17 protein-coding genes and 1 pseudogene are annotated in these 20,605 nt (G+C 64.8%); 7 read left to right on the forward strand and 11 right to left on the reverse strand.

Going from position 1 to position 20,605, the window contains the following annotated elements; genetic code table 11:
* Nucleotides 1–2: 2 nt before the first annotated feature.
* Complete coding sequence (locus XI09_RS32455) at nt 3–1,289, forward strand: serine hydrolase domain-containing protein (protein ID WP_271570491.1); 1,287 nt, start codon at nt 3–5, stop codon at nt 1,287–1,289.
* A complete protein-coding gene (locus tag XI09_RS32460) occupies nt 1,270–2,535 on the forward strand; it encodes a serine hydrolase domain-containing protein (RefSeq protein ID WP_271570492.1) in 1,266 nt (421 codons plus the stop codon). The genes XI09_RS32455 and XI09_RS32460 overlap by 20 nt, the downstream gene beginning before the upstream one ends.
* Here the strand turns inward: XI09_RS32460 and XI09_RS32465 are convergent, their stop codons facing one another.
* From XI09_RS32465 to murI, 6 genes are all read right to left on the reverse strand, one after another.
* A complete protein-coding gene (locus XI09_RS32465) occupies nt 2,536–3,603 on the reverse strand; it encodes a threonine aldolase family protein (RefSeq protein WP_271570493.1) in 1,068 nt (355 codons plus the stop codon). It lies immediately after the preceding gene.
* 88 nt (nt 3,604–3,691) lie between these two features.
* On the reverse strand, nt 3,692–4,309 hold the full coding sequence (gene rpsD / locus XI09_RS32470) for a 30S ribosomal protein S4 (RefSeq protein ID WP_027548656.1): 618 nt from the start codon (nt 4,307–4,309) through the stop codon (nt 3,692–3,694).
* Between the two features lie 199 nt (nt 4,310–4,508).
* Nucleotides 4,509–5,276, reverse strand: a complete 768-nt coding sequence (locus XI09_RS32475) for an acyltransferase (protein WP_271570494.1) — start codon at nt 5,274–5,276, stop codon at nt 4,509–4,511.
* 106 nt (nt 5,277–5,382) lie between these two features.
* On the reverse strand, nt 5,383–5,766 hold the full coding sequence (locus tag XI09_RS32480) for a cupin domain-containing protein (RefSeq protein ID WP_135174169.1): 384 nt from the start codon (nt 5,764–5,766) through the stop codon (nt 5,383–5,385).
* Nucleotides 5,767–5,835: 69 nt separating this feature from the next.
* Nucleotides 5,836–6,609, reverse strand: a complete 774-nt coding sequence (locus XI09_RS32485; protein ID WP_271570495.1) for an HpcH/HpaI aldolase family protein — start codon at nt 6,607–6,609, stop codon at nt 5,836–5,838.
* Between the two features lie 82 nt (nt 6,610–6,691).
* On the reverse strand, nt 6,692–7,489 hold the full coding sequence (murI, locus tag XI09_RS32490; RefSeq protein WP_271570496.1) for a glutamate racemase: 798 nt from the start codon (nt 7,487–7,489) through the stop codon (nt 6,692–6,694).
* A gap of 173 nt (nt 7,490–7,662) precedes the next feature.
* Here murI and XI09_RS32495 point away from each other — a divergent pair, with 173 nt between their 5' ends.
* Both XI09_RS32495 and XI09_RS32500 read left to right on the forward strand, forming a co-directional pair.
* Nucleotides 7,663–8,214, forward strand: a complete 552-nt coding sequence (locus tag XI09_RS32495) for a cytochrome b (RefSeq protein WP_271570497.1) — start codon at nt 7,663–7,665, stop codon at nt 8,212–8,214.
* 311 nt (nt 8,215–8,525) lie between these two features.
* Entirely contained in the window at nt 8,526–9,167 is a 642-nt protein-coding gene (locus XI09_RS32500) for a glutathione S-transferase family protein (RefSeq protein WP_271570498.1), read from the forward strand.
* 7 nt (nt 9,168–9,174) lie between these two features.
* On the opposite strand, the gene XI09_RS32505 is transcribed toward XI09_RS32500, so the two are convergent.
* Both XI09_RS32505 and XI09_RS32510 read right to left on the reverse strand, forming a co-directional pair.
* Nucleotides 9,175–9,981, reverse strand: a complete 807-nt coding sequence (locus tag XI09_RS32505) for a Crp/Fnr family transcriptional regulator (RefSeq protein ID WP_271570499.1) — start codon at nt 9,979–9,981, stop codon at nt 9,175–9,177.
* A gap of 252 nt (nt 9,982–10,233) precedes the next feature.
* On the reverse strand, nt 10,234–11,331 hold the full coding sequence (locus XI09_RS32510; RefSeq protein ID WP_271570500.1) for a SecDF P1 head subdomain-containing protein: 1,098 nt from the start codon (nt 11,329–11,331) through the stop codon (nt 10,234–10,236).
* A 250-nt stretch (nt 11,332–11,581) separates the two neighbouring features.
* Between XI09_RS32510 and XI09_RS32515 the strand changes: the two genes are divergently transcribed.
* Both XI09_RS32515 and XI09_RS32520 read left to right on the forward strand, forming a co-directional pair.
* Nucleotides 11,582–13,489 carry an acyl-CoA synthetase gene (locus tag XI09_RS32515; protein WP_271570501.1) on the forward strand — a complete coding sequence of 636 codons (1,908 nt, stop codon included), beginning with the start codon at nt 11,582–11,584 and terminating at the stop codon, nt 13,487–13,489.
* Nucleotides 13,490–13,616: 127 nt separating this feature from the next.
* Entirely contained in the window at nt 13,617–15,497 is a 1,881-nt protein-coding gene (locus tag XI09_RS32520) for a caspase family protein (RefSeq protein WP_271570502.1), read from the forward strand.
* Nucleotides 15,498–15,554: 57 nt separating this feature from the next.
* Here XI09_RS32520 and XI09_RS32525 read toward each other — a convergent pair.
* Together XI09_RS32525 and XI09_RS32530 are read right to left on the reverse strand one after the other, a co-directional pair.
* Nucleotides 15,555–15,710 (reverse strand): annotated as a pseudogene (locus XI09_RS32525) (amidohydrolase); the annotation flags it as partial.
* Between the two features lie 58 nt (nt 15,711–15,768).
* Nucleotides 15,769–17,130 (reverse strand): ABC transporter substrate-binding protein, encoded by a 1,362-nt coding sequence (locus XI09_RS32530; protein ID WP_271570503.1) that lies wholly within the window; start codon nt 17,128–17,130, stop codon nt 15,769–15,771.
* Nucleotides 17,131–17,332: 202 nt separating this feature from the next.
* On the opposite strand from XI09_RS32530, the gene XI09_RS32535 reads away from it, so the two are divergent.
* The gene (locus tag XI09_RS32535) at nt 17,333–19,186 is read left to right on the forward strand and encodes an ATP-binding protein (protein WP_271570504.1); all 1,854 of its coding nucleotides are present in this window, start codon (nt 17,333–17,335) and stop codon (nt 19,184–19,186) included.
* A 138-nt stretch (nt 19,187–19,324) separates the two neighbouring features.
* Here XI09_RS32535 and XI09_RS32540 read toward each other — a convergent pair whose 3' ends face one another.
* Complete coding sequence (locus tag XI09_RS32540) at nt 19,325–20,497, reverse strand: M20 aminoacylase family protein (RefSeq protein ID WP_271570505.1); 1,173 nt, start codon at nt 20,495–20,497, stop codon at nt 19,325–19,327.
* Nucleotides 20,498–20,605: the final 108 nt, after the last annotated feature.

Genomic DNA, 20,605 nt, shown 5'->3' on the forward strand with positions numbered 1-20,605 from the left:
ATATGATTTCACAATCTGGACTGCGTGCGCTTGCCTGCGGCGCGCTGGTGTCGCTTGGGGCGATGTCGTTCGCACGGGCAGAGGGCACCTACGAGATTCCGGCCGGCGCGCATTTCAATCAGGACAAGCTCGCCAAGGTCAGCGAGTTCTTCAAGAACGAGGTCGCAACCGGCAAGATCGCCGGCGCAACCGTGCTGATCCAGCAGCACGGCAAGCCGGTCTACCACGAAGCCTTCGGCGTGCAGGACGTGGTCAGCAAGGCGCCGATCACCGACAAGACGATTTTCCGCCTGTTCTCGATGAGCAAGGCGATCACGTCCGTCGTCGCGGTGCAGCTGATCGAGGACGGCAAGATCAAGCTCGACGATCCCGTCTCGAAATACATTCCGTCCTTCGCCAACGTGAAGGTCGGCGTCGAGAAGAAAGCCGAGGACGGCACCAAGTCGCTCGAACTGGTGCCGCCGACGCGGCCGATGACGGTGCTCGACCTGATGCGCCACACCTCCGGCGTCACCTATGGCTTCTATGGCGACAGCCTGGTCCGCAAGACCTATCGTGACGCCAACATCTATGCCGGCGATTTCGATCTCGCCGAGTTCGCCGAACGCATCGCAAAACTGCCGCTGCACAACCAGCCGGGCGCGCTCTGGCAATACGGCCACTCCACCGACATCCTCGCGCGCGTGATGGAGATCGCGGCCGGCAAGCCGCTTATCGAGATCGAGCGGGAGAAGCTGCTCGATCCGCTCGGCATGGTCGACACCGGATTCTTCGTCACCGATCCCGAGAAGCAGAAGCTGCTGGCGCAGCCGGTGCCGAACGACAGCGACTTTCGTGTCGGCCGGATCAACGATCCGACGGTCGTCAAGAAGATCCAGTTCGCCAGCGGCGGCATGGTCACGACCATGGCGGACTATGCGCGCTTTACGCAGATGCTGCTCAATGGCGGCAGCCTCGACGGCAAGACCATTCTCAAGCCTGAGACATTCAAGTTGATGGTGACCGATCAGGTTGGCCCGGGCTCCGGCGTCGACCGCGACTATTTCTATTTCCCCGGCGACGGTTTTGGCTTCGGCCTCGGCCTTGCGGTCCGCACCGACCCCGGCAATGCCAAGCCGCCGCCGCCCGGCGATCTCGGGGAATTGAAGTGGGACGGCGCCTCCGGCTGCTATTTCGTGGTGGACCCCAAGCAGGACATGTTCTTCGTGCTGCTGGAGCAGACCCCGACCGAGCGCCAGCGCGTGCAGCGGACACTGAAGCAGTTGGTTTATGAAGCCATGGAGAAGTGAGGCCCTCGTTCGAGCTGTCCTCGTTGCCGCCTTTGCCCTGCTGGCCGGCGCTGCCGGTCCGGTCCGTGCCGAAGCACCGGTTGCGCGCAGCTTCTCGACTGCGGGACTTGCGCGCGTCAGCGCGTTTCTTCGCGGCGAGGTCGCGGCCGGCAGGATTCCCGGCGCGATCCTGCTGATCCAGCAGCACGGCAAGCCCGTGCTCTCCGAGACGTTCGGCCTGCGCGATGCGAAGACGGGGCAGCCGATGACGGATGATACCATTTTCCGCCTCTATTCGATGTCGAAACCGATCACCTCGGTGGCGGCGATGATGCTGGTCGACGACGGCAAGCTCGCGCTCGACGATGCTGTCGCGAAATACATTCCGGCCTTCGCCGATGTGCAGGTTGGCGTCCCGCAAGCCGACGGCAAGCTGGCGCTCCAGCCGCTCGCGCGGCCGATCACGGTACGCGACCTGCTTCGACATACCTCCGGCATTACTTATGGCTTCTACGGCAGCAGTCCCGTGCGCAAGCTCTATGCGCAAGCCGGCCTGTTCGATGGCGATCCCGACAACGCGCAATTCGTCGAGCGGCTCGCGCGCCTGCCGCTGGCTGAGCAGCCGGCGACGCTGTGGGATTATGGCCATTCCACCGATGTGCTTGGGCGTGTGATCGAGGTCGTATCTGGCCTGTCGCTCTATCAATTCGAGAAGAAGCGGCTGCTCGATCCACTGGGGATGCGGGATACGGCGTTCTTCGTGGCCGACGATGCCAAGCGGCCGCTGATCGCCGAACCCTTGCCGGGCGACTGGTTTGATCGTCCCGTCGCCGGCATCAAGGAGGCGACCGCGCCGCGTCGCTGGGAATCCGGCGGGGCCGGCATGGTCGGCACCATCGGCGACTATGCGCGCTTTGCGCGGATGCTGCTCAGTGGCGGCGAGCTCGATGGTCGCCGCTATCTCAGGGGCGAGACGCTCGCGCTGATGGCGTCGGACCAGATCGGCGAGGGGACTGGAGTGAGGAAGGATCCCGAGTTCTACTTTCCGGGTCCCGGTGGCGCCTTTGGTCTCGGCTTTGCCGTGCGCACCGTGGCAAACGGCCCGCTGCCGGCGGGCGAATATCGCTGGGACGGTGTCGGCGGCACCTTCTTCTTCGTCGATCCCGCTGACGACATGTTCGTGATCTGCATGATGCAGTCGCCCTCGCAGCGCGGCCCGATCCAGGACGAGCTGAAGCGGCTGGTCTACGCAGCGATGAGGCGCTGATTACGCCCCGCGCACGATCTCGCGCACGTATCCGATCGTTTCCTCGATCTGGCTCGCATTGACGTCGAGATGGGTGCAGGCGCGGATACGGCCGTCCATCATCGCAAGCGTCACGCCGCGCTGACGGAGCGCGGCGACCATCTTGTCGCCGGCAATGCCGGCGCCGTCGGGCTTGAAGAACACGAGATTGGTCTCGGGCTCCTGCACCTCGATGCCCGCAATCTGCGACAATCCGCGGGCGAGCGCGCGCGCATTGGCGTGGTCGTCGGCGAGGCGGTCGACGTGGTGGTCGAGCGCGTAGATGCAGGCGGCGGCGCAGATTCCGGCCTGCCGCATCGAGCCGCCGAGGCGCTGCTTCCACTGCCAGACCGCGTCGATGAAGGCGCGCGAGCCCGCGAGCACGCCGCCGATCGGCGCGCCCAGGCCCTTCGAGAAGTCGATCCAGGCCGAGTCCCAGCCTGCGGTCATGTCGCGTGGAGAGATGCCGCTCGCCACAGTGGCGTTGAGCAGGCGCGCGCCGTCCATATGGGTGACGAGGCCATGTTGCCTGGCGATCGCGACGATCTCGTCGAGCGCGGCCTTCTTCCAGATCGTGCCGCCGCCGATATTGGCGGTCTGCTCGACGCTGACGACGGTCTGTGGCGGCTGGTAGCGCGTGCGCGGATGCAGCGCCTTGCGGAACGTTTCCGGCGTGAACTGGCCGTCCGCGCCCTTCAATTGCGTGACCTGGAAGCCACCGATCGCGGCATGCGCGCCGCCTTCGCGGGCGATGATGTGCGCGGTCTCGTGGGCGAGGATCTCGTCGCCGGGGCGGCAATGCACCAGCGTGGCGGTGACGTTGCACATCGTGCCCGACGGCATGTAGACGGCGGCCTCCTTGCCGAGCAGATCCGCAACGCGCTCGCACAGCGCGTTCACGGTCGGATCGTCGCCGACCTGCTCGTCGCCGACCTCGGCCCGCGCCATCGCCTCGCGCATCGCAGCCGTCGGCTTGGTCTGCGTGTCCGACAGCAGATTGATGCGCACCGGCGGCGCCTTGGGATCGACGGGGGGAGGGGTGTAGAGCATGCGACGCCTCCTAACGGCGGGACGGCCACTGACGTGGCTCTTTAAGCAAAAAGGCCCCGGCGAACCGGGGCCTTTCGATGATCAGATCTTAGCGCGAATAGAATTCGACGACCAGATGCGGCTCCATCTGCACCGGGAACGGCACGTCGGAGAGGCCGGGGATGCGGATGTATTTGGCGGTCATCTTGCCGTGGTCGACTTCGAGATAGTCGGGCGTGTCGCGCTCGGGGAGCTGGCTCGCTTCGAGGACGTGGGCGAGCTGCTTGGAGGCTTCCTTGACCTCGATCACGTCGCCGACCTTGAGCTGGTAGCTCGAGATGTTGACCTTGCGGCCGTTCACCTTGATGTGGCCGTGGTTGATGAACTGGCGCGCGGCGAAGATCGTCGAGACGAACTTGGCGCGGTACACGACCGCGTCGAGACGACGCTCCAAGAGGCCGATCAGGTTCTCGCCGGTGTCACCCTTGAGGCGGCTCGCCTCGACATAGATGCCGTGGAACTGGCGCTCGGAAATGTTGGCGTAGTAGCCCTTCAGCTTCTGCTTGGCGCGCAGCTGCACGCCGAAGTCGGAGAGCTTGCCCTTGCGGCGCTGGCCGTGCTGGCCGGGGCCGTATTCGCGGCGGTTCACGGGGCTCTTCGGGCGGCCCCAGATGTTCTGGCCCATACGGCGATCGATCTTGTACTTCGCCTCACTGCGCTTAGTCATCGCGTCCTCTTCAGGTACATGGTTTGAGGAAACGCGCCCTCCTGTGTGACGGGATGATCCCGGCACCGACAGGTCCGATCCCCAAAGCATAGGGGACAGGACCACGGGTCGCGAAACGCTTCGCGGGCCGAAATCGGCCCGCGAGCAGGCGGCTTTTAGGGGACTTTGGGCCGTTGTGTCAATGCGAATGGCCGCGAAATCAGCTCCCGACCGCCCTGATCGGCTTGGGGCCAGCCGCCCGCAATTCGGCAGCGATTTCAGTGTTCAGGACCTGTTCCAGCCGGGTCAGGACCCGGGCGATGGGGGCGGCGTCGGTGACCCGGTGGTCCCAGCGGATCACGACATGGATGGTCTGGTCGGGCTCGACAACCCCATAGCTGACGATGAACGGGCCGGGCGTGACGGGATGGAGCTCGCCGCCGCCATAGGCGGCCACCGAGCTCACCGCGAAGCTGCCGAACCAATTGCCGCGCTGCCGGCCGAAATTGAGCCCGATCGCCCAGGACAGGCGCCGCAGCGGCAGCGGCAGGCGGGTTGCCCGCATGATCTTGCGGAACATGGGGACGTCGTTGATCGGCGCCGTCTTGCCGCGCCGGATCTCGGCATCGACTGCGGCCAGTGGGAGGGCCTCCGGGGCAGCGATTCGCTGCGGCAGCACGCATTCCTCGCCGTCCTCGACCCGCGCGATGGCCACCAGCGCAACGCTCTTCGGCAGCTCGTAGAGCATCGGCCAGGGCCATTTGGCGTAGACGGTACGCAGAACCGGCTCGTCCCTGGCCACCAGGGCGAAGGCCTTGACGAAGATCGCCGCCCAGCCGGCGGGCGCCATCGCGCCTGAGCGAGCCTCCAGCAGGGGGCGAATATTGAGCGAACGGGACAGCGAGACGAAGGGCACACCCATCGAGGCGCGCATGAGGTCGCAAATCAGGCGGCGCGGCAGCGAAATGGTCTTTGGCGTCCCGCGCATGGGTCTTTCGGTTCCCGAGGATTAAAATATGTGCAGCGAGCGGGGTTCCCGCTCGCCGCCTGCTCTAGCACGAACCAACCCGCTTGGGGCCGGTCGGTTCGCCGCATCAGGGGGCTGGCGAGGCCAGCGGCTTGGTCTTGTCGACGACGTAAACTCCAAGCACTTTCATAGCCTTATCGCCGTGGGCTTTGGCGTCATGCACGACACCTGCCGGGATCTGGTAGGAATCGCCGGCTTTCAGGGTTTTTTCCGGCTGCCCGTCGATCAGGAGATTGAGTTCGCCTTCGAGCACATAACCGGTCTCGATGCCCGGATGGGTATGGCGTCCGGCCGCGCCGCCCGCCGGCACTTCCGCGATGGCGGTGATGGTGTTGTAGCCGTCCGGAAATTCGACCTTCTGGAGCGGAGTGCGCTTGATGCCGGTCTGCTGAGCGAAAGCAGCGACGGCGAGGCCGGTGAAGGCCAGAGCGAGCAAGGTCTTTTTGAGCATGGTTTTTCCTCCCTGGAACGGCCGACCCTAGCAGCGCGGCAGTTCCCGGCAAGGTGGCAATCGGCGTGTTCAGCGCTTGATGCCCTCGAACGCGGCCATGATGCCGCGCTGGAATAGCGACCAGTCGAAGCCGAGGGCGATGGCACGGTAGCCGCGGTCGACGAGGGCGTTGGCCTGGTCGGCGGTGCGCGCGACGCCGCCGATCGGCACGCCGCTTTTGAGGATGCCGGCCTCGGCGCGCGCGACCAGCTCGAGCAGCTCCGGATCGTCCATCTGGCCGCGCTTGTTGATGGAGGTGGCGAGATCGCCGGGGCCGATCACCGCGACGTCGATGCCTGGCGTGGCCATGATCTCGTCGATGCGGTTGACGGCGTCGACATGCTCGATGGTGATCATGCAGATCATCTCGTCGTCGGCGCCGGCCATGTAATCCGGCATCGACTGGCCCCAACGGAATGGCGCGTGGAAGGGACCCCAGAGACGATCGCCGCGCGGCGGATAGCGTACGCTGCGCACCGCTTTCTCCGCCTCCGCGCGGTTCGTGATCATCGGAAAATTGATGCCGAAGGCGCCGATGTCCATCGGCGCTTTCGCAAGCCACGGCTCGTTCGCCGCGATCCGCACCAGCGGTGTGCACGGCGTGCCGGTCGTTGCGGCGATCATCGCATGCGCTTCGGTGAGCCCGATCGGCCCGTGCTCGAGATCGACGATGATCCAGTCGAGCGAGCGCGCCATGATCTGCACGGTTTGCACGCTCGGAATCGTCGCAATCGCACCGAAGGCGGGGCGGCCCTCGCGCCACAATTGGCGGAGACGGTTGAGCGGCGTGGTCGGGACCGACATGTGATGACCTTGGGATGACCTTGGGAAAACCTGCGCGGAGATGACGACGGCGAGCCTAGCAGCGCGCCGTGGCCCCGAAAAGTCAGGCCAGCGCGCGGCCGCCGAAGAACGGCGTCAGCATGGCCGAAAGGCCATGCACGCGGTTCGAGGTGAAGATCATCTCGGCGCCGGACTGCGCGATGCCGTCGATAGCCGGGCCAAGCAGATCCGAGACGCGGCGGGCGATGGCCGGCGCCGGGTCGATCCAGTCGACCGGCCAGGGCGCGAGCCTGGTCAACCGGTCGAGCAGGAGCGGATAATGCGTGCAGGCCAGCACCACCGTGTCGGTGCGCGCGCCTGTGTCCGCGGCATCGCCGACGAAGCAGGGGGTGAGCTCGGCGAGGATGTCGTCGTCGCTGATGGGATGGCCGCCGAGTGCGCGTTCGGCGAGCGAGGCGAGTTCGGGCGAGCCGACCAGCGTCACCTCGCAGCCCTGGGCGAAGTCGCGGATCAGCGCCTTGGTGTATTCGCGCTTCACCGTGCCCTTGGTGCCGAGCACCGAGACGCGGCGGCTCTTCGACTGCGCACAGGCCGGCTTGATCGCCGGCACCGTGCCGACGAAGGGTACGGAATAAGCGGCGCGTAAGTGAGATAGGACCAGGGTGGACGCCGTGTTGCAGGCGATGACGACGAGGTCAGGATCATGCGTGCCGATCAGCTCCCCCATCAGCGGCACCACGCGGGCGATGATCTCGTCCTCGCTGTGGTGGCCGTACGGGAAGAAGGCGTCGTCGGCGACATAGACGTAATGCGCGTCCGCCCGCGCGGCCACGACCTCACGGAGCACCGTGAGCCCGCCAAGGCCGGAATCGAACACCAGGATCGTCGGGGAATTGGTCACGTCGTTACCTTAAAAGCTCATGGTTACCATTCGGTTTTTGGGGCGGTTTTGCGGCGGGGGCGCCTGGCGCCAATTTGGAACGATTCAATTTCGCCATTACCGCACGTTCCCGCTATCAGCAGCCATGCTGCGGTGCGGGCAGGGACATATCCGCAAAATTCCGGAGAGCCGACATGATCAGAAACACCGGTAACGGCTGGGGCAGCATTGCCCGGTGGCTGCACTGGATCCTGGCGCTGGCGATCCTCGGCATGATCGGCTTCGGCTGGTGGATGAATCACATCCCGGCGCGTCCCGACCGCTTCTTCTACCGCTCGATCCATGCCGATATCGGTTACATGATCCTGCTGCTCACCGTGCTGCGTCTGGTCTGGCGCGCGATCAACCCGACGCCGGCGCTGCCGGCCGACAGCCGGCCCTGGCAGAAGCTCGCCGCCCGCATCAGCCATGGCGCGCTTTATCTTGCCGTCATTGTCGTCATCATGCTCGGCTGGGCGCATTCCGGCGCGCACGCGCCTGATTATTCGGACTTCTTCGGCCTGTTTCACGTGCCGCAATTCACCTCTCCCGACCGCGAAGCCGCGCGCGCCTATGAGGACCGCCACATCCTCTTTGCCTATGTGCTGCTCGCCCTGATCGCGGTTCACGTCGTCGCCGCCCTCTGGCACCACTTCATCCGCCGCGATCGCGTCGTGGCGCGGATGGTGACGGACGAGGCCGGGTAGGGGGCGGTCTCGGTCCCGGACGCGCTGCAACGCCTCTTAGCGTTGCTGCGCAGAGCCGGGACCCACATCGCGTGGCTTGCTCTCGGCCGCATGGGCCCCGGCTCTGCAGCGCACCGTCGAAGTGACGCTGCGCTGCGTCCGGGGCACGAGAGGAAAGTGCGGGGCATGCACTCTCCACATCGTCATTGCGAGCGCAGCGAAGCAATCCAGAATCTTTCCGCGGTGACAGTCTGGATTGCTTCGCTGCGTTCGTAATGACGGAGTATGATGCGACGTCACGACTGGTCCAACTCGCGGCCGCAGGAGGCGCCATGCTCACCGTCCATCATCTCGGCAAGTCGCAGTCCGAGCGCATCGTCTGGCTGTGCGAGGAGCTCGAAATCCCCTACGAGCTGAAGCGCTACGCACGCGATCCCGCCACCATGCTGGCGCCTGCCGACTACAAGGCGCTGCACCCGATCGGGACGGCGCCCGTCATCACCGATGGCGATCTCGTGCTCGCCGAATCCGGCGCCATCGTCGATTACATCATGGCCAGATACGGCAAGGGGCGCCTCGTGCTCCGCCCTGACGATCCTGATTTCGCGCAGTTCTTGTACTGGTTTCACTTCGCCAACGGCACGCTGCAAGCGGGCATGGGCCGGCTGATGATCCTGAACCGGCTCAAGCTCGCCGAGGACAATCCGATGCTGGTCGCGACCAGGGGGCGCGTCGACCGCGCCTTCGATCTGGTCGATGCGCGCGTTCGCGACGCCGAATATCTGGCGGGCGACACCTTCACCACCGCCGACATCATGACGAGCTTTTCGCTCACCACGATGCGCTACTTCCAGCCCTATGATCTCCAGCGCTGCCCCAACGTGATCAAATATCTCGGCCGCATCGGCGCTCGTCCGGCCTACCGGCGCGCGATGGAGAAGGGCGATCCCGGCATGGCGCTGCTGCTGAGCTGAGCGGCATTCACGCGATCCTGTTGGTGGTGGGAGTGCGTGCCGCGTTCAGCTGCTTCTGCAAGCGATCGATGTTTTGCAGCAGGCGCTGGCTGGTCAGCACCAGGAAATAATAGCCGAACTGCGGGTCCTGGAAGTAGATCTCGAGCAGCCGGTCATAGGTGATCGTCAGCACCTGGCCGTCCTCGATGCATTCGATCGTTCCGGTGCGCCGGTTGTCCGGTGTGAGGAAGCCGAGCTCACCCATCAGCGCGCCGGGCCCGATCTCGACATTGATCTCCTTGACCAGGAACTTGCCGGTGACCGTGAGGAGCATCTCCTTGGCGGGATCGCCAAGCTTGAAGAGCGTGTCGCCGCGACGATATTTGCGTTCGGTCATGAACGGCTTGAGCCACTCGATCGACATGTCGCCTTCGGCGGCATGGCGCGCTTTCTTGACCAGCTTGAGCATCTGCCGCAGGCGCAAGGCGTTGATCGGAAGCAGCAGCAGATAAAGGAGGAACGTCGCGACGTTGGCGGAGAGCGCGCCGAAAATGGAGAAGAACACGCAGCCGATCATGTTGGCGACGCGCAGCGGCACCATCGTCCGCATCAAGAGGGTGGCGACGAAGAAGCCGGCGCCGACCGCGGCGAACAGATTGGCCAGGGTGATGTTTTGGACAAAGATCTCCAGCATCCGATTGAAGATCGCGTCGTAGGTGACGTTGTTGGGATCGAGGCCCATCTGGACCAGGATCTTCGCGATCCTGAGATTGTCCGTGGCCGCGTCGAGAATGCGGTCGAGGATCGACGAAATGTCTGCGCTGCCGGACGGCATGGTACTAACCCCGCGTAAGGCCTTCAGTCCTGGTCGGTATTCGTATAGCCGAAATCGAATGACGACCGCTTGAATGAAGCCTTCGGCCGTCATGCCGCAAGAGGCAAATTTTAGCCTGATCGGGCGTTTCGGCAATTGCCCGTTGGGTGCGTATGGCCGTGGAGCCCCGTGATTCGGGGGCCCCGGAACGGGCTTCGGCGTCGTGGATGGACCTGGGGCTCCGGCGGGGCGGGGCGTCGGGCGATCTTCGCCTTACGGCTTGCCGGCGGGCTGGATCACCTGCTGCTCGACGAGGGCGAGGTGCCCCGGCAGCGAACCGGCGCGCAGCAACATGGCGACGCTGTTGGCTTCCTCCAGGGTGAAATTGCCGGAGATCTGGCCGGAGCCTCCGGTGATGGGCTCGCGGATCACCGGGGCGGAGATCACCCTGTCGTCGAGCACGATGGCGAAGGGTCTTCCGACGTTCTCTGCGGTGATGTGGGCGAAGCGCCGCGTGCCGCGGCCGTTGAAGCGGAACGAGGCGATCGGGTCCTTCGTGCCGCTCGCAAAGCCGGGGCCGGCATAGCTGATGTCGTCGCCGTCGAGCGCACTCTCCTTGGCAACGAGATAGGGCTGCTTGTCCTTGAAGCCGAGCAGGATTTCCGTGCCCGCGGGCGGCGTGCCCGATTGCGCCTGCTCCGGCGGCATCGAGAGGTCGACCAAACGGAAGCTGACCCTGACCTTCCTGGCGAAGATTGCGGTCACGCGCCCGGGGTCCATCTCGCCCGGCAGGAAGATGCGGATGCGGTCGGCCCCGTCAGGCTGGACGCTGGCGAGCTTGATGCCGGCGTCCTTGAGGCGCTGCTCGATCATGGCGATGGCGTCTTCGACGAGATCATGCAGCCGAGCCGCGGATGCTGCATCGGTCGGCGCGAGCCTGACCAGGCCGTCGCCGCCGTCGGTCACGGTGAGCGCATGCGATGGCAATCCCTCTGCGGCCGAGGCGAGCTTGCGCTTCAACTCTTCGCGGCCCTTGGCGTCCACGATCTTCAATTCGACGCCGCCGTCGCGGATCGCAAGACCGGAAAAGGCGATCTTGCCCTCGCGTAAGGTCTTGTAGACGTCGTCGCGCAAATCCGTGACAACGCTCTCGCGCAGGCCATCGCTGTCCACCTTGTAGACGATGCGCGAGCCGCCCAGCTTCTCCATCTTGTCGGCGACGAAGCCCGCGATCTTGGCGCGCATCTTGTCGAACTGGCTGTCCTCGGCGAGCGCCGCGCGGGGCAGCGCGATTGCCAATCCCAGAACCACCGAAGTCACGGCGAGCAGGGCGATCAGCCTTCCGATGCGATCCCGCAGGGGCATAGTCATGATGACCTCGAGTCTTGCGGCAGGACGCTGGCAGGCGAATCCGATGTCTGTTCTTGGTCCCCGGATCGGCCGCGGAGGTTCAAATTCCGTCCAAACCGGCGCCTGTCGCCGCAGCCGCTAGGCAATAGACGAACGCCAAATCATCCATCATTGTGTTCGCGCTCGACCGGCCAATCGGTCGAGGCCTCGCCGATCCAAAATGTCAAAAGACAGGGGGCGGGGAAACGCATCTGAGGGAGGACGGAATTCCATGGCGGGCATCCACGCGCTCGATCGGCTGATCGGCAACGACTATCCGGACCTGGCGACCGACGAAGAGGTCCGGGCCTTCGAGCAGGTCCCTTACGCGGATCGCGTCGCGGCCGAGAGCACTTATGACGCGATCAGGCTCGGTGCTGAGCGCAATCCCGACGGGCCGGCGATCCAGTTCCTGCAAACCGCCGATCCGGCCGACACGCCGGTCGTGGTCACTTACCGCGACTTCATCGGCCGCGTCACGCAGGCCGCCAACATGTTTCACGCGCTCGGCGCGGAGAAGGGCGACGTCATCAGCTTCATGCTGCCGCTGGTGCCCGACGCCTTCGTGACGCTGTTCGGCGCGGAAGCCGCCGGCATCGCGAATCCCGTCAATCCGCTGCTCGAGCCGCACCAGATCGCGGAGATCCTGGAGGCCGCGAACACGAAAATCCTGGTGGCGCTCGGGCCGATGCCCGGCACCGACATCTGGCAGAAGGTCGAGCAGATCCGCCCGCAGCTCAAGCATCTCAAGGCGATCGTGCAGGTGTTCGGTGGCGGCGACCCCGCCAAGGGAATCTTTGCCTTCAACGATCTCATCAAGCAGCAGCCGTCAGACCGGCTGGTCAGCGGACGCAGGATTCTCGGCAGCGATATCGCCGCCTATTTCCACACCGGCGGCACCACCGGCACGCCGAAGCTGGTGCGGCATACTCACGCCAACCAGGTCTATCAGGCCTGGGCGCTCAATCTGCTGCTGAAGCCCAGGCCGGGCTCCAACCTGCTGTTCGGCATGCCGCTGTTTCACGTCGGCGGATCGCTGACGCAGGTGCTGCTGACGCTGTCGAGCGGCGGCTCGCTGGTTGTGCTGTCGCCGAGCGGCTGGCGCAATCCGAATGCGGTGAAGAACATCTGGGGGCTGGTCGAACGCTTCAAGCCCGAGGCGCTGTCGAGCGTGCCGACGGTCCTTGCCGCGACGTTGGCGGTGCCGCCGGGCAATGCCGACATCTCCAGCCTGAAATATGCCGCCGGCGGCGGCTCGGCGATTCCGGTCGCGGTCGGCTCGGCGATCCAGGAGAAGCTGAAGCTGCCGGTGGTCGAGGTCTACGGCATGACCGAGACGTCGAGCGTGCACACGCTGGCCTATCCGTCGCGGCCGATCCGGCTCGGCTCGGTCGGCCTTCCCATGCCTTATGCGCGCGTGCGCATCGTGCAGCTCGATGCCGACGGCCGTCTGATCCGCGACTGCGCGCCGGACGAGATCGGCGTCGTCATCATGGCCGGGCCCGGCGTGTTCGGCGGCTATCTCAACGACGAACACAACAAGGGCGCCTTCGTCGACGAGGTCTGGGTCAATTCCGGCGATCTCGGCCGGCTGGACGCCGACGGCTATCTCTGGATCACCGGCCGCGCCAAGGATCTCGTCATCCGCGGCGGCCACAACATCGATCCGGCGCCGATCGAGGAGATCATGTTCCGGCATCCGGCCGTCGGCTTTGCCGCGGTGGTCGGCCAACCCGACGCCTATGCGGGCGAACTGCCCGTGGGCTACGTGCAGTTGAAGCCGGGCGCGACCGTCGAGCCGGGCGAGCTCGAGGCGTGGGTGCGCGAGCGCACGCCGGAGCGTGCTGCCGTACCGGTGCAGGTCATCCCGATCGACCCGATGCCGGTAACGGGCGTCGGCAAAGTGTTCAAGCCGCAGCTGCGCTGGGATGCCGCGCAGCGCGTGTTCACCAAGGTACTGGCGCCGCTCGCCGAGCGCGGCATCGACTGCAAGGTCAAGGTCGGCTCCCACGGCAGCCACGGCTCGATCGCCACCGTGACGCTTACCGGCCTGTCGGAGGATCAGCGCGCGCCCGTTGAGCAAGAAGTGCACGCGCTGCTTGCACCGTTCGTGATGCGCCACGAGGTGGTGCACGAATAGGTACGAAACAGCATCACCCTCGGGGCGAGACACACCCGGGCATTATCCATGACTCCGCTTTCGAAACCTTTGTGTGATGCACGTCACGCTGGGGACGTTTGCATTCGTCCACGCTGCGGATACTCTGATGGAATTGCATCAGCGGGGACAGCAAGTGATTCCGCTTCGATTGTTTGGTTTGTTGATTATTGCGATCTGGCTCACCTGCGGACCGGCCCAAGCCGAGAAGCGGGTCGCGCTTGTGATCGGCAATTCCGCCTACAAGAGCGTGCCGAAGCTGGCAAACCCCGTGAGCGACGCCAGCCTGATCGGCGGCGTACTGAGGAGAGCCGGCTTCGACACGATCGATGTCAGGCAGGACCTCAGCGCGTCCGAGATGCGCAAGGCGCTGCGCGAATTTGGTAACAAGACGCGCGACGCAGATGTTGCAGTGGTCTACTACGCCGGTCATGGCATGGAGGTGGACGGCGCGAACTATCTCATCCCGACCGACGCGACGCTTGAGACCGATACCGATGTCTATGACGAGGCGCTGCCGCTCGATCGCGTGCTGGTGACGATCGAGACAGCCAAGCAGCTTCGGCTCGTTATTCTGGATGCCTGCCGCGACAACCCGTTCGCCAAGAGCATGAAGCGGACGGTGGCCTCCCGTGCGATCGGCCGCGGGCTTGCCAAGGTTGAGCCGACCAGCCCGAATACGATGATTGCGTTCGCGGCCAAAGCCGGTTCGACAGCATCAGACGGTGACGCGAGGAATAGCCCGTTCGCAACCGCCCTGGCCGATCATCTGCCAAAGCCCGGCCTCGATCTGCGCAAGGCCTTTGGCTTCGTGCGCGACGACGTGCTCAAGACCACCGGCTACAAGCAGGAGCCGTATGTCTACGGTTCGCTCGGCGGTGATGATGTCCCGCTGGTTGCGGCCAAGCCCGCTGCCACAGGTCCGCAGGCGAATCCGCAGGATGCCATTCGCAGGGATTATGAGCTCGCGCTGCAGCTCGGCACACGCGACGGCTGGGAAGCATTTCTGGGACAATATCCCGACGGCTTCTATGCCAATCTGGCCAAGGGGCAATTGAACAAGATCGCCGCTGAAGAAACACGCGCGACGGCCGAGCAAAAGGCGAAGGCGGCCGAGCAGGAGAAGGCAAGACTCATCACCGAGCGCGCCCAGAAGGCCGAGCAGGAGAAGGCGGCCGCCGCGGCCAAGGTGGCGGAAGAGGCCAGGATCGCGGCGGAGAAGGCGAAAGCGATCGAGCAGGCTAGAGCGGATGCTGCCGAGCAGCAGCGCAAGGCGGCCGAGGCCGCCGCTGCAAAAGCGCTTGCGGAGAAGCAGGCGGCGGAGAAGGCCAAGGCTGAGCTGGCCGCCAAGCAGGCGGCGGAGAAAGAGGCAGCCGCCGGGGCGACGAAGCAGACGGCCGACCGGCAGATGTTGCCCGACGCCGAAACCCAGAAAGTGGCAGCGCTCGCACCAGCGCCGACATCGACCGCATCGGCGGCCGATCTGGCGAAATCAGTGCAGAGCGAATTGCGCCGTGTCGGCTGCCTGACCTCGGCTGCGGAGGGCGAGTGGACTTCGGCCGCGCAGCGTTCGCTGACGCTCTTCAACAAATATGCCGGCACCAAGTTTGACGTGAAGCTGGCGAGCGTCGACGCGCTCGATGCACTGAAGACGAAGCCGGGACGCGTCTGCCCGCTCGTGTGCAATTTCGGCTTCAAGGCCGACGGCGATCAATGCGTGAAGATCACCTGCCGCGCCGGCTATCGCGTCGGGGACGACAACGAATGCGAGAAGGTGCAGGAGAAGAAGCCGGTTGCGACGCGCGAGGATTCAAAGAAGCGCGATCAGGACCGGAAAGAGTCGGAATCCGCGGCGCCAAAGTCGCAAGCGTCCGGTCAGATAATCTGCAACAATGCCGGCTGCAGACCGGTTGCTAAGGGTTGCCGCCTCGGTTCGGTGCCGGGTCCAGGCAACGGAATCGTGAAAATTACCGGCGAGATCTGCAACTGACCAGCCCGGCTTCATCCACTGGGGCAGGGCGTTGGCACCGACAATGCCCTGCCTACCCGCTGGCATCCTCGTCTCGACCAGGCGCACCCAGAACGAGGCGCCGTGGCCGAGAATGTTGTCGTTGAAGACATAGGACGGGTGGTGGGATTCGTTGCCGTCGCCCATACCGACCAGCACCATCGCGCCGGGACGTGCCTCCAGCATGAAGGAGAAGCCCAATGGGGCCGCGCACGGCGCGGTCCCAACTCTTCCGATTGGAAACGCCTCGCCGCTATCCGCGGATCGCCGCATTGGCCCTTTCGGCTGCGCCCGTCATCGCATCCTTTGCCGATTTCGCACCGTTGACCACTTCATTCACGCCGATCATGAAGGCGTCCATGATCGGCCTCGATTGCGGATGGAAAAGGATTGCCTTGGCACGGTCGACATCGGCATTCTGCAAGTTGGTCAGCGCCGCCTCGGCGGCTTGCGATCCGAACGCCTTCTTGAAGCCCTCGCTCGACCAGGCCGACACGCGTGTCGTCGCCAGCCCCGCTGCAGCGGTCCGCAGCGAGGTCGCCTTGCTCGTCGCCCAGAGCAGGAACAGGAAAGCCGCCCGCTTGTTTCGAGATCTGGAATTGATGCACGCCTGCCAGTGCGACATGAAGGGGACGGCTCGGCGACCGGCGAGATGCGGAAAGGTTGCAAACCCGGCCTGCTTGGCGACGCGGCTTTTCGCGGGATTGGAGATGTCGGTCGCGAAGTTGCTGCTGTCGATCGCCATGGCCGTCCGCCCCTGCAGGAAGTCGTCCAGCACGTGGTACCATTCGTAGCTGCCGACGCCGGCGGGCCCCGCCTGACCGAGCACCTGTCCGTACATTTCGACGGCCGCGATCCCCTCCGGGCTCGCGAAAGCGACCCTGTTGTGCTCGACCATGGCCCCACCGTAGGAGAACAGGAAGCCCATGGCTGGCGGGGAGGAATTGCCGCTGGCCTGGGCCCGCATCGCGATCCCCGACATCCCGTTGGTCTTGACCGCCTTGGCGGTGACAAGCAGCTCCTCGAAAGTCTGGGGAATCGGCAGGTCCTTGGCTGCCAGCGCCTCGCTGTTGATGAACAGGGTCATCGCCTCCGAGGTAATCGGAACGGCGTACCGTTCGCCGTCCGACCACAGCGGGAAGGCTCGGGCCGTCTTGAGCAGGTCGCTCTCGTCATACCAGGCGGGGTCGGTCAGCGACCTCTGGGAATAATAGCCGTTCAGTGGCTCCACCCATCCGTTCGAGATGCCCTGGCCATAGGTCGTGAACATGAAGACGTCGGGCGTGCTACTGCCGCGGGCGAGCCTGATCGGCAGCGCGCCGAGGTAGGTGGTTTCCAGCTGGAAATCGATGGTGACGTTGATGCCGGTGAGTATGGTGAACTCCGGCAACAGCGGCGTGATCGCATTCGACCACGGATGGATCGCGCCCGAAAGCGCGATCGTCTGTCCCGCAAATTGCTTCCAGTCGATCGCGGCGTTGGCATAAGCCGCAGCGGTATCCTGGGCAAAGCTCCAGCGCGGCAGCGCGGTCAGGCCCGCACCAGCCGCTCCCAGTCCCTTGATGAAACTGCGCCGGCTCGCCGGATGGCTCAATGAGTTTTCACCCTGTGCCATGATGATGCTCCTTGAATCAACCAAGGGCATTCATCCATAGCACACGCACTGGGCCGCAGCCCTGCGACATCACGGCCCTCACGCCTGGCGTATTCGATGAATGTCGGGTTCCCGACCTCCCTATCCGTGCTATTGTCCTGTCATGCTCTGGCGTCGGCACCAGAACACGCGTGGTCACACGAGCATCGAAGATCCACGGCCAATGTCCGTTCCTGTTCGGGCCCTGCCTCTGCGATGGTTTGCTCGTCCGCTGATCCTTGCGGTCGCAGTGCTCGTGACCCTGTTTGCCGCGACCAGCGTCCTCGGCCTGCAATACTGGCAGGAGCGGCAAGCAGCTCATCACTTCATCGAGCATAGTCGCCAGGTCCTCGAAACGCTCGATCGGCTGCGGGCGATCGTCGCGGAACTGGAGACCGAAAGGCGCGGGTATCTCATGACCCTCGACCCCGCCTATCTCAAGGCCTACGGCGTCTCTGACGAAAGTGTACGGCGGGAGGCTCAGGCGCTGCAGACGCTGGTCGTGGATGATCCGTTGCAGGGCCTTCGGGCCGGCCATCTGGCGCTGACCGTTACAGCCACGCTGCGCGAGATCGACGAACTGCTGAAGACGGCCGGCACGTCCGGGCTGGCCGCGCTGGCAATGATCCGCAGCATGGACGAGATCCGCTCGCAAATCGACCAGATGGTGGATCACGAGCGTTTTCGGCTCGCCAGCCGGGAGGCGCGCGCCGAAGCATTCGAGCAACGCTGGACCTGGCTGATCGCCGGCGCCGTTGTCCTCGTCATCGCGCTGGCCGGCGCGGCGCTGGCGCTCGCGCGGCTCGAAGCGAAACGGCGGAGAAAGGCGATTGAGGAGAATATCCAGCTCCAGAGTGATCTTGCAGCACGGGATATCAAGATCAGGCGCCTGTTCGATGCCAACATCATCGGCATCATCATCTGGGAAGTCGAGGGGCGCATTCTCGAGGCCAACGATGCATTCCTGCGGATCGTGGGATACGACCGGGAAGATCTCACCGCGGGGCGGCTGCATCGGACCAACCTCACGCCGCCGGAATGGCGCGACCGCGACTTGCAAACCGTGGCGGAACTGAAGCGGGTCGGGACGGCCCAGCCATTCGAGAAGGAGTATGTGCGGAAGGACGGAAGCCGTGTGCCGGTGCTGATCGGCGGGACCATGTTTGGAGAAGGTACGGAGAATGGCGTCGGCTTTGTCCTTGATCTGACGGCTCTCAAGCGGGCGGAAGCCGAAGGCCGCGAACACGAGCGGCGCTACCGTGAAGCGCTGATGGAGCTCGCGCACGCCAATCGCGTCACCACGATGGGGCAACTAACCGCTTCGATTGCTCATGAAGTCAACCAGCCGATCGCCGCGATAGTCGCGAACGCCGAGGCCGGGCTGAATTGGTTGGAGGCTCAACCGCCAAATATGGCGCGGGTTCGACAGACGCTCGACTGGATCACGAATGACGGCATGCGAGCCGGCGATATCATCGGTCGAATCCGGGCGCTCATCAGGAACGCTCCCCCGCAAAAGGAGAATCTGGAGATCAACCAGGCGGTGCTCGAGGTCATCGCGCTGACACGCAGCGAAGCGTTCAAGAACGGCGTGTCGGTACGAACACAATTTGCCGAGGGCTTGCCGCCGATTCAGGCAGATCGGGTTCAACTTCAGCAAGTCGTGCTCAACCTGATCGTCAACGCGATCGAGGCGATGGCCGCGGTCGGCGAGGGGGGACGCGAGTTGCTGATCAGCACCGGTCGGGATGCATCGGGCGGCGTCCACGTCACCTTGCGGGATTCCGGTCCGGGGCTGGATCCGAAGAACGTGGAGCGCCTGTTCGAGGCCTTCTACACCACCAAGCCCACAGGCATGGGGATGGGCCTCGCCATCTGCCGCTCGATCATCGAGGCGCATGGCGGGCGGCTGTGGGCCGGTGTAAACGAGCCTCGGGGCGCCTTCTTTCAGTTCACCCTGCCTCTTGCGTTAGACGAGACCGCATCTCGCCCGCTGGAGGCGGATGAGGCAACGGGTCGACGCTCCGCGGCTGGATGACGGCTCCGCGCAGCCTGGTCCTTTGCGGGAATGTAGCCCGGACGAGCGAAAGCGACATCCGGGACGTCAAGAGGATCGGTATTCGCGTTCCCGGGTGTCGCTGCGCTCACCCGGGCTACACGTGCAGCGAATACAGTCTCAACCCGCCGGCAACCTCGTCTCGATCAGGCGCACCCAGAACGAGGCGCCGTGGCCGAGGATGTTGTCGTTGAAGACATAGGATGGGTGGTGACACTCGTTGCCGTCGCCCATGCCGACCAGCACCATCGCGCCGGGGCGCGCCTCCAGCATGAAGGAGAAGTCTTCGGCGCCCATCATCGGGACGAACTTGTCGTTGACGCGTTCGGTGCCGACGATGTCGCGGGCGACGTCGGCGGCAATGCCGGCCTCGCGCGCATGGTTCATCGTCACCGGATACATCCGCGTGTATTTCGTCTCCGCCGAGCCGCCATAGGCGCGGGCGACGCTCTCGGCGACCTCGCCGATGCGGCGCTCGACGAGATCGCGCACCTCAGGGTCGAGCGTGCGCACGGTGCCGCCGAGCTCGGCGACCTCAGGGATGATGTTGAAGGCGGTGCCGGAGTGGAATTGCGTGATCGAGATGACCGCGGATTTGAGCGGATCGACGTTGCGCGCGACGATCGATTGCAGCGCATTGACGATCTGCGAGCCGATCAGCACGCTGTCGACCGATTTGTGCGGACCCGCACCGGCGTGGCCGCCCTTGCCGTGGACCGTGATCTGGATGTTGTCGGAGGAGGCGAGCATCGCGCCGGGGGTGGTTGCGAAATGGCCCTCGGGTAGGCCCGGCATGTTGTGCATGCCGTAGACCTCCTGGATGCTCCAGCGCGTCATCAAGCCGTCCTCGACCATCGCCTTGCCGCCGCCACCGCCTTCCTCGGCGGGCTGGAAGATCATGATTGCGGTGCCGTCGAAATTGCGCGTCTCGGCGAGATATTTTGCCGCGCCCAGCAGCATCGCGGTGTGACCGTCATGGCCGCAGGCGTGCATCTTGCCGGGGACCTTGGAGGCGTAAGGCACGCCCGAGGTTTCCATGATCGGCAGCGCGTCCATGTCGGCGCGCAGGCCGATGGTCTTGCCGGAGGCCGATTTGCGGCCGCGGATCACGCCGACCACGCCGGTGCGGCCGATCCCCGTCACCACCTCGTCGCAGCCGAACGCGCGCAGTTTGTCGGCGACGATGCCGGCGGTGCGGTGGACTTCGTAGAGCAACTCCGGGTTCTCGTGGAAGTCATGGCGCCAGGCGGCCATTTCGTCGGACAGGGCGGCGATGCGGTTGACGATGGGCATGAGGGGGATCCGTTTTTGTTGTCGTTCGTAGGGTGGGTTAGCGTAGCGTAACCCACCGCTGTTTGTCTCCGTGGACACGAAAGAGGTGGGTTACGCCCAGCGGACTGC

Source organism: Bradyrhizobium sp. CCBAU 11386 (assembly GCF_028128955.1).
GTDB lineage: Bacteria > Pseudomonadota > Alphaproteobacteria > Rhizobiales > Xanthobacteraceae > Bradyrhizobium.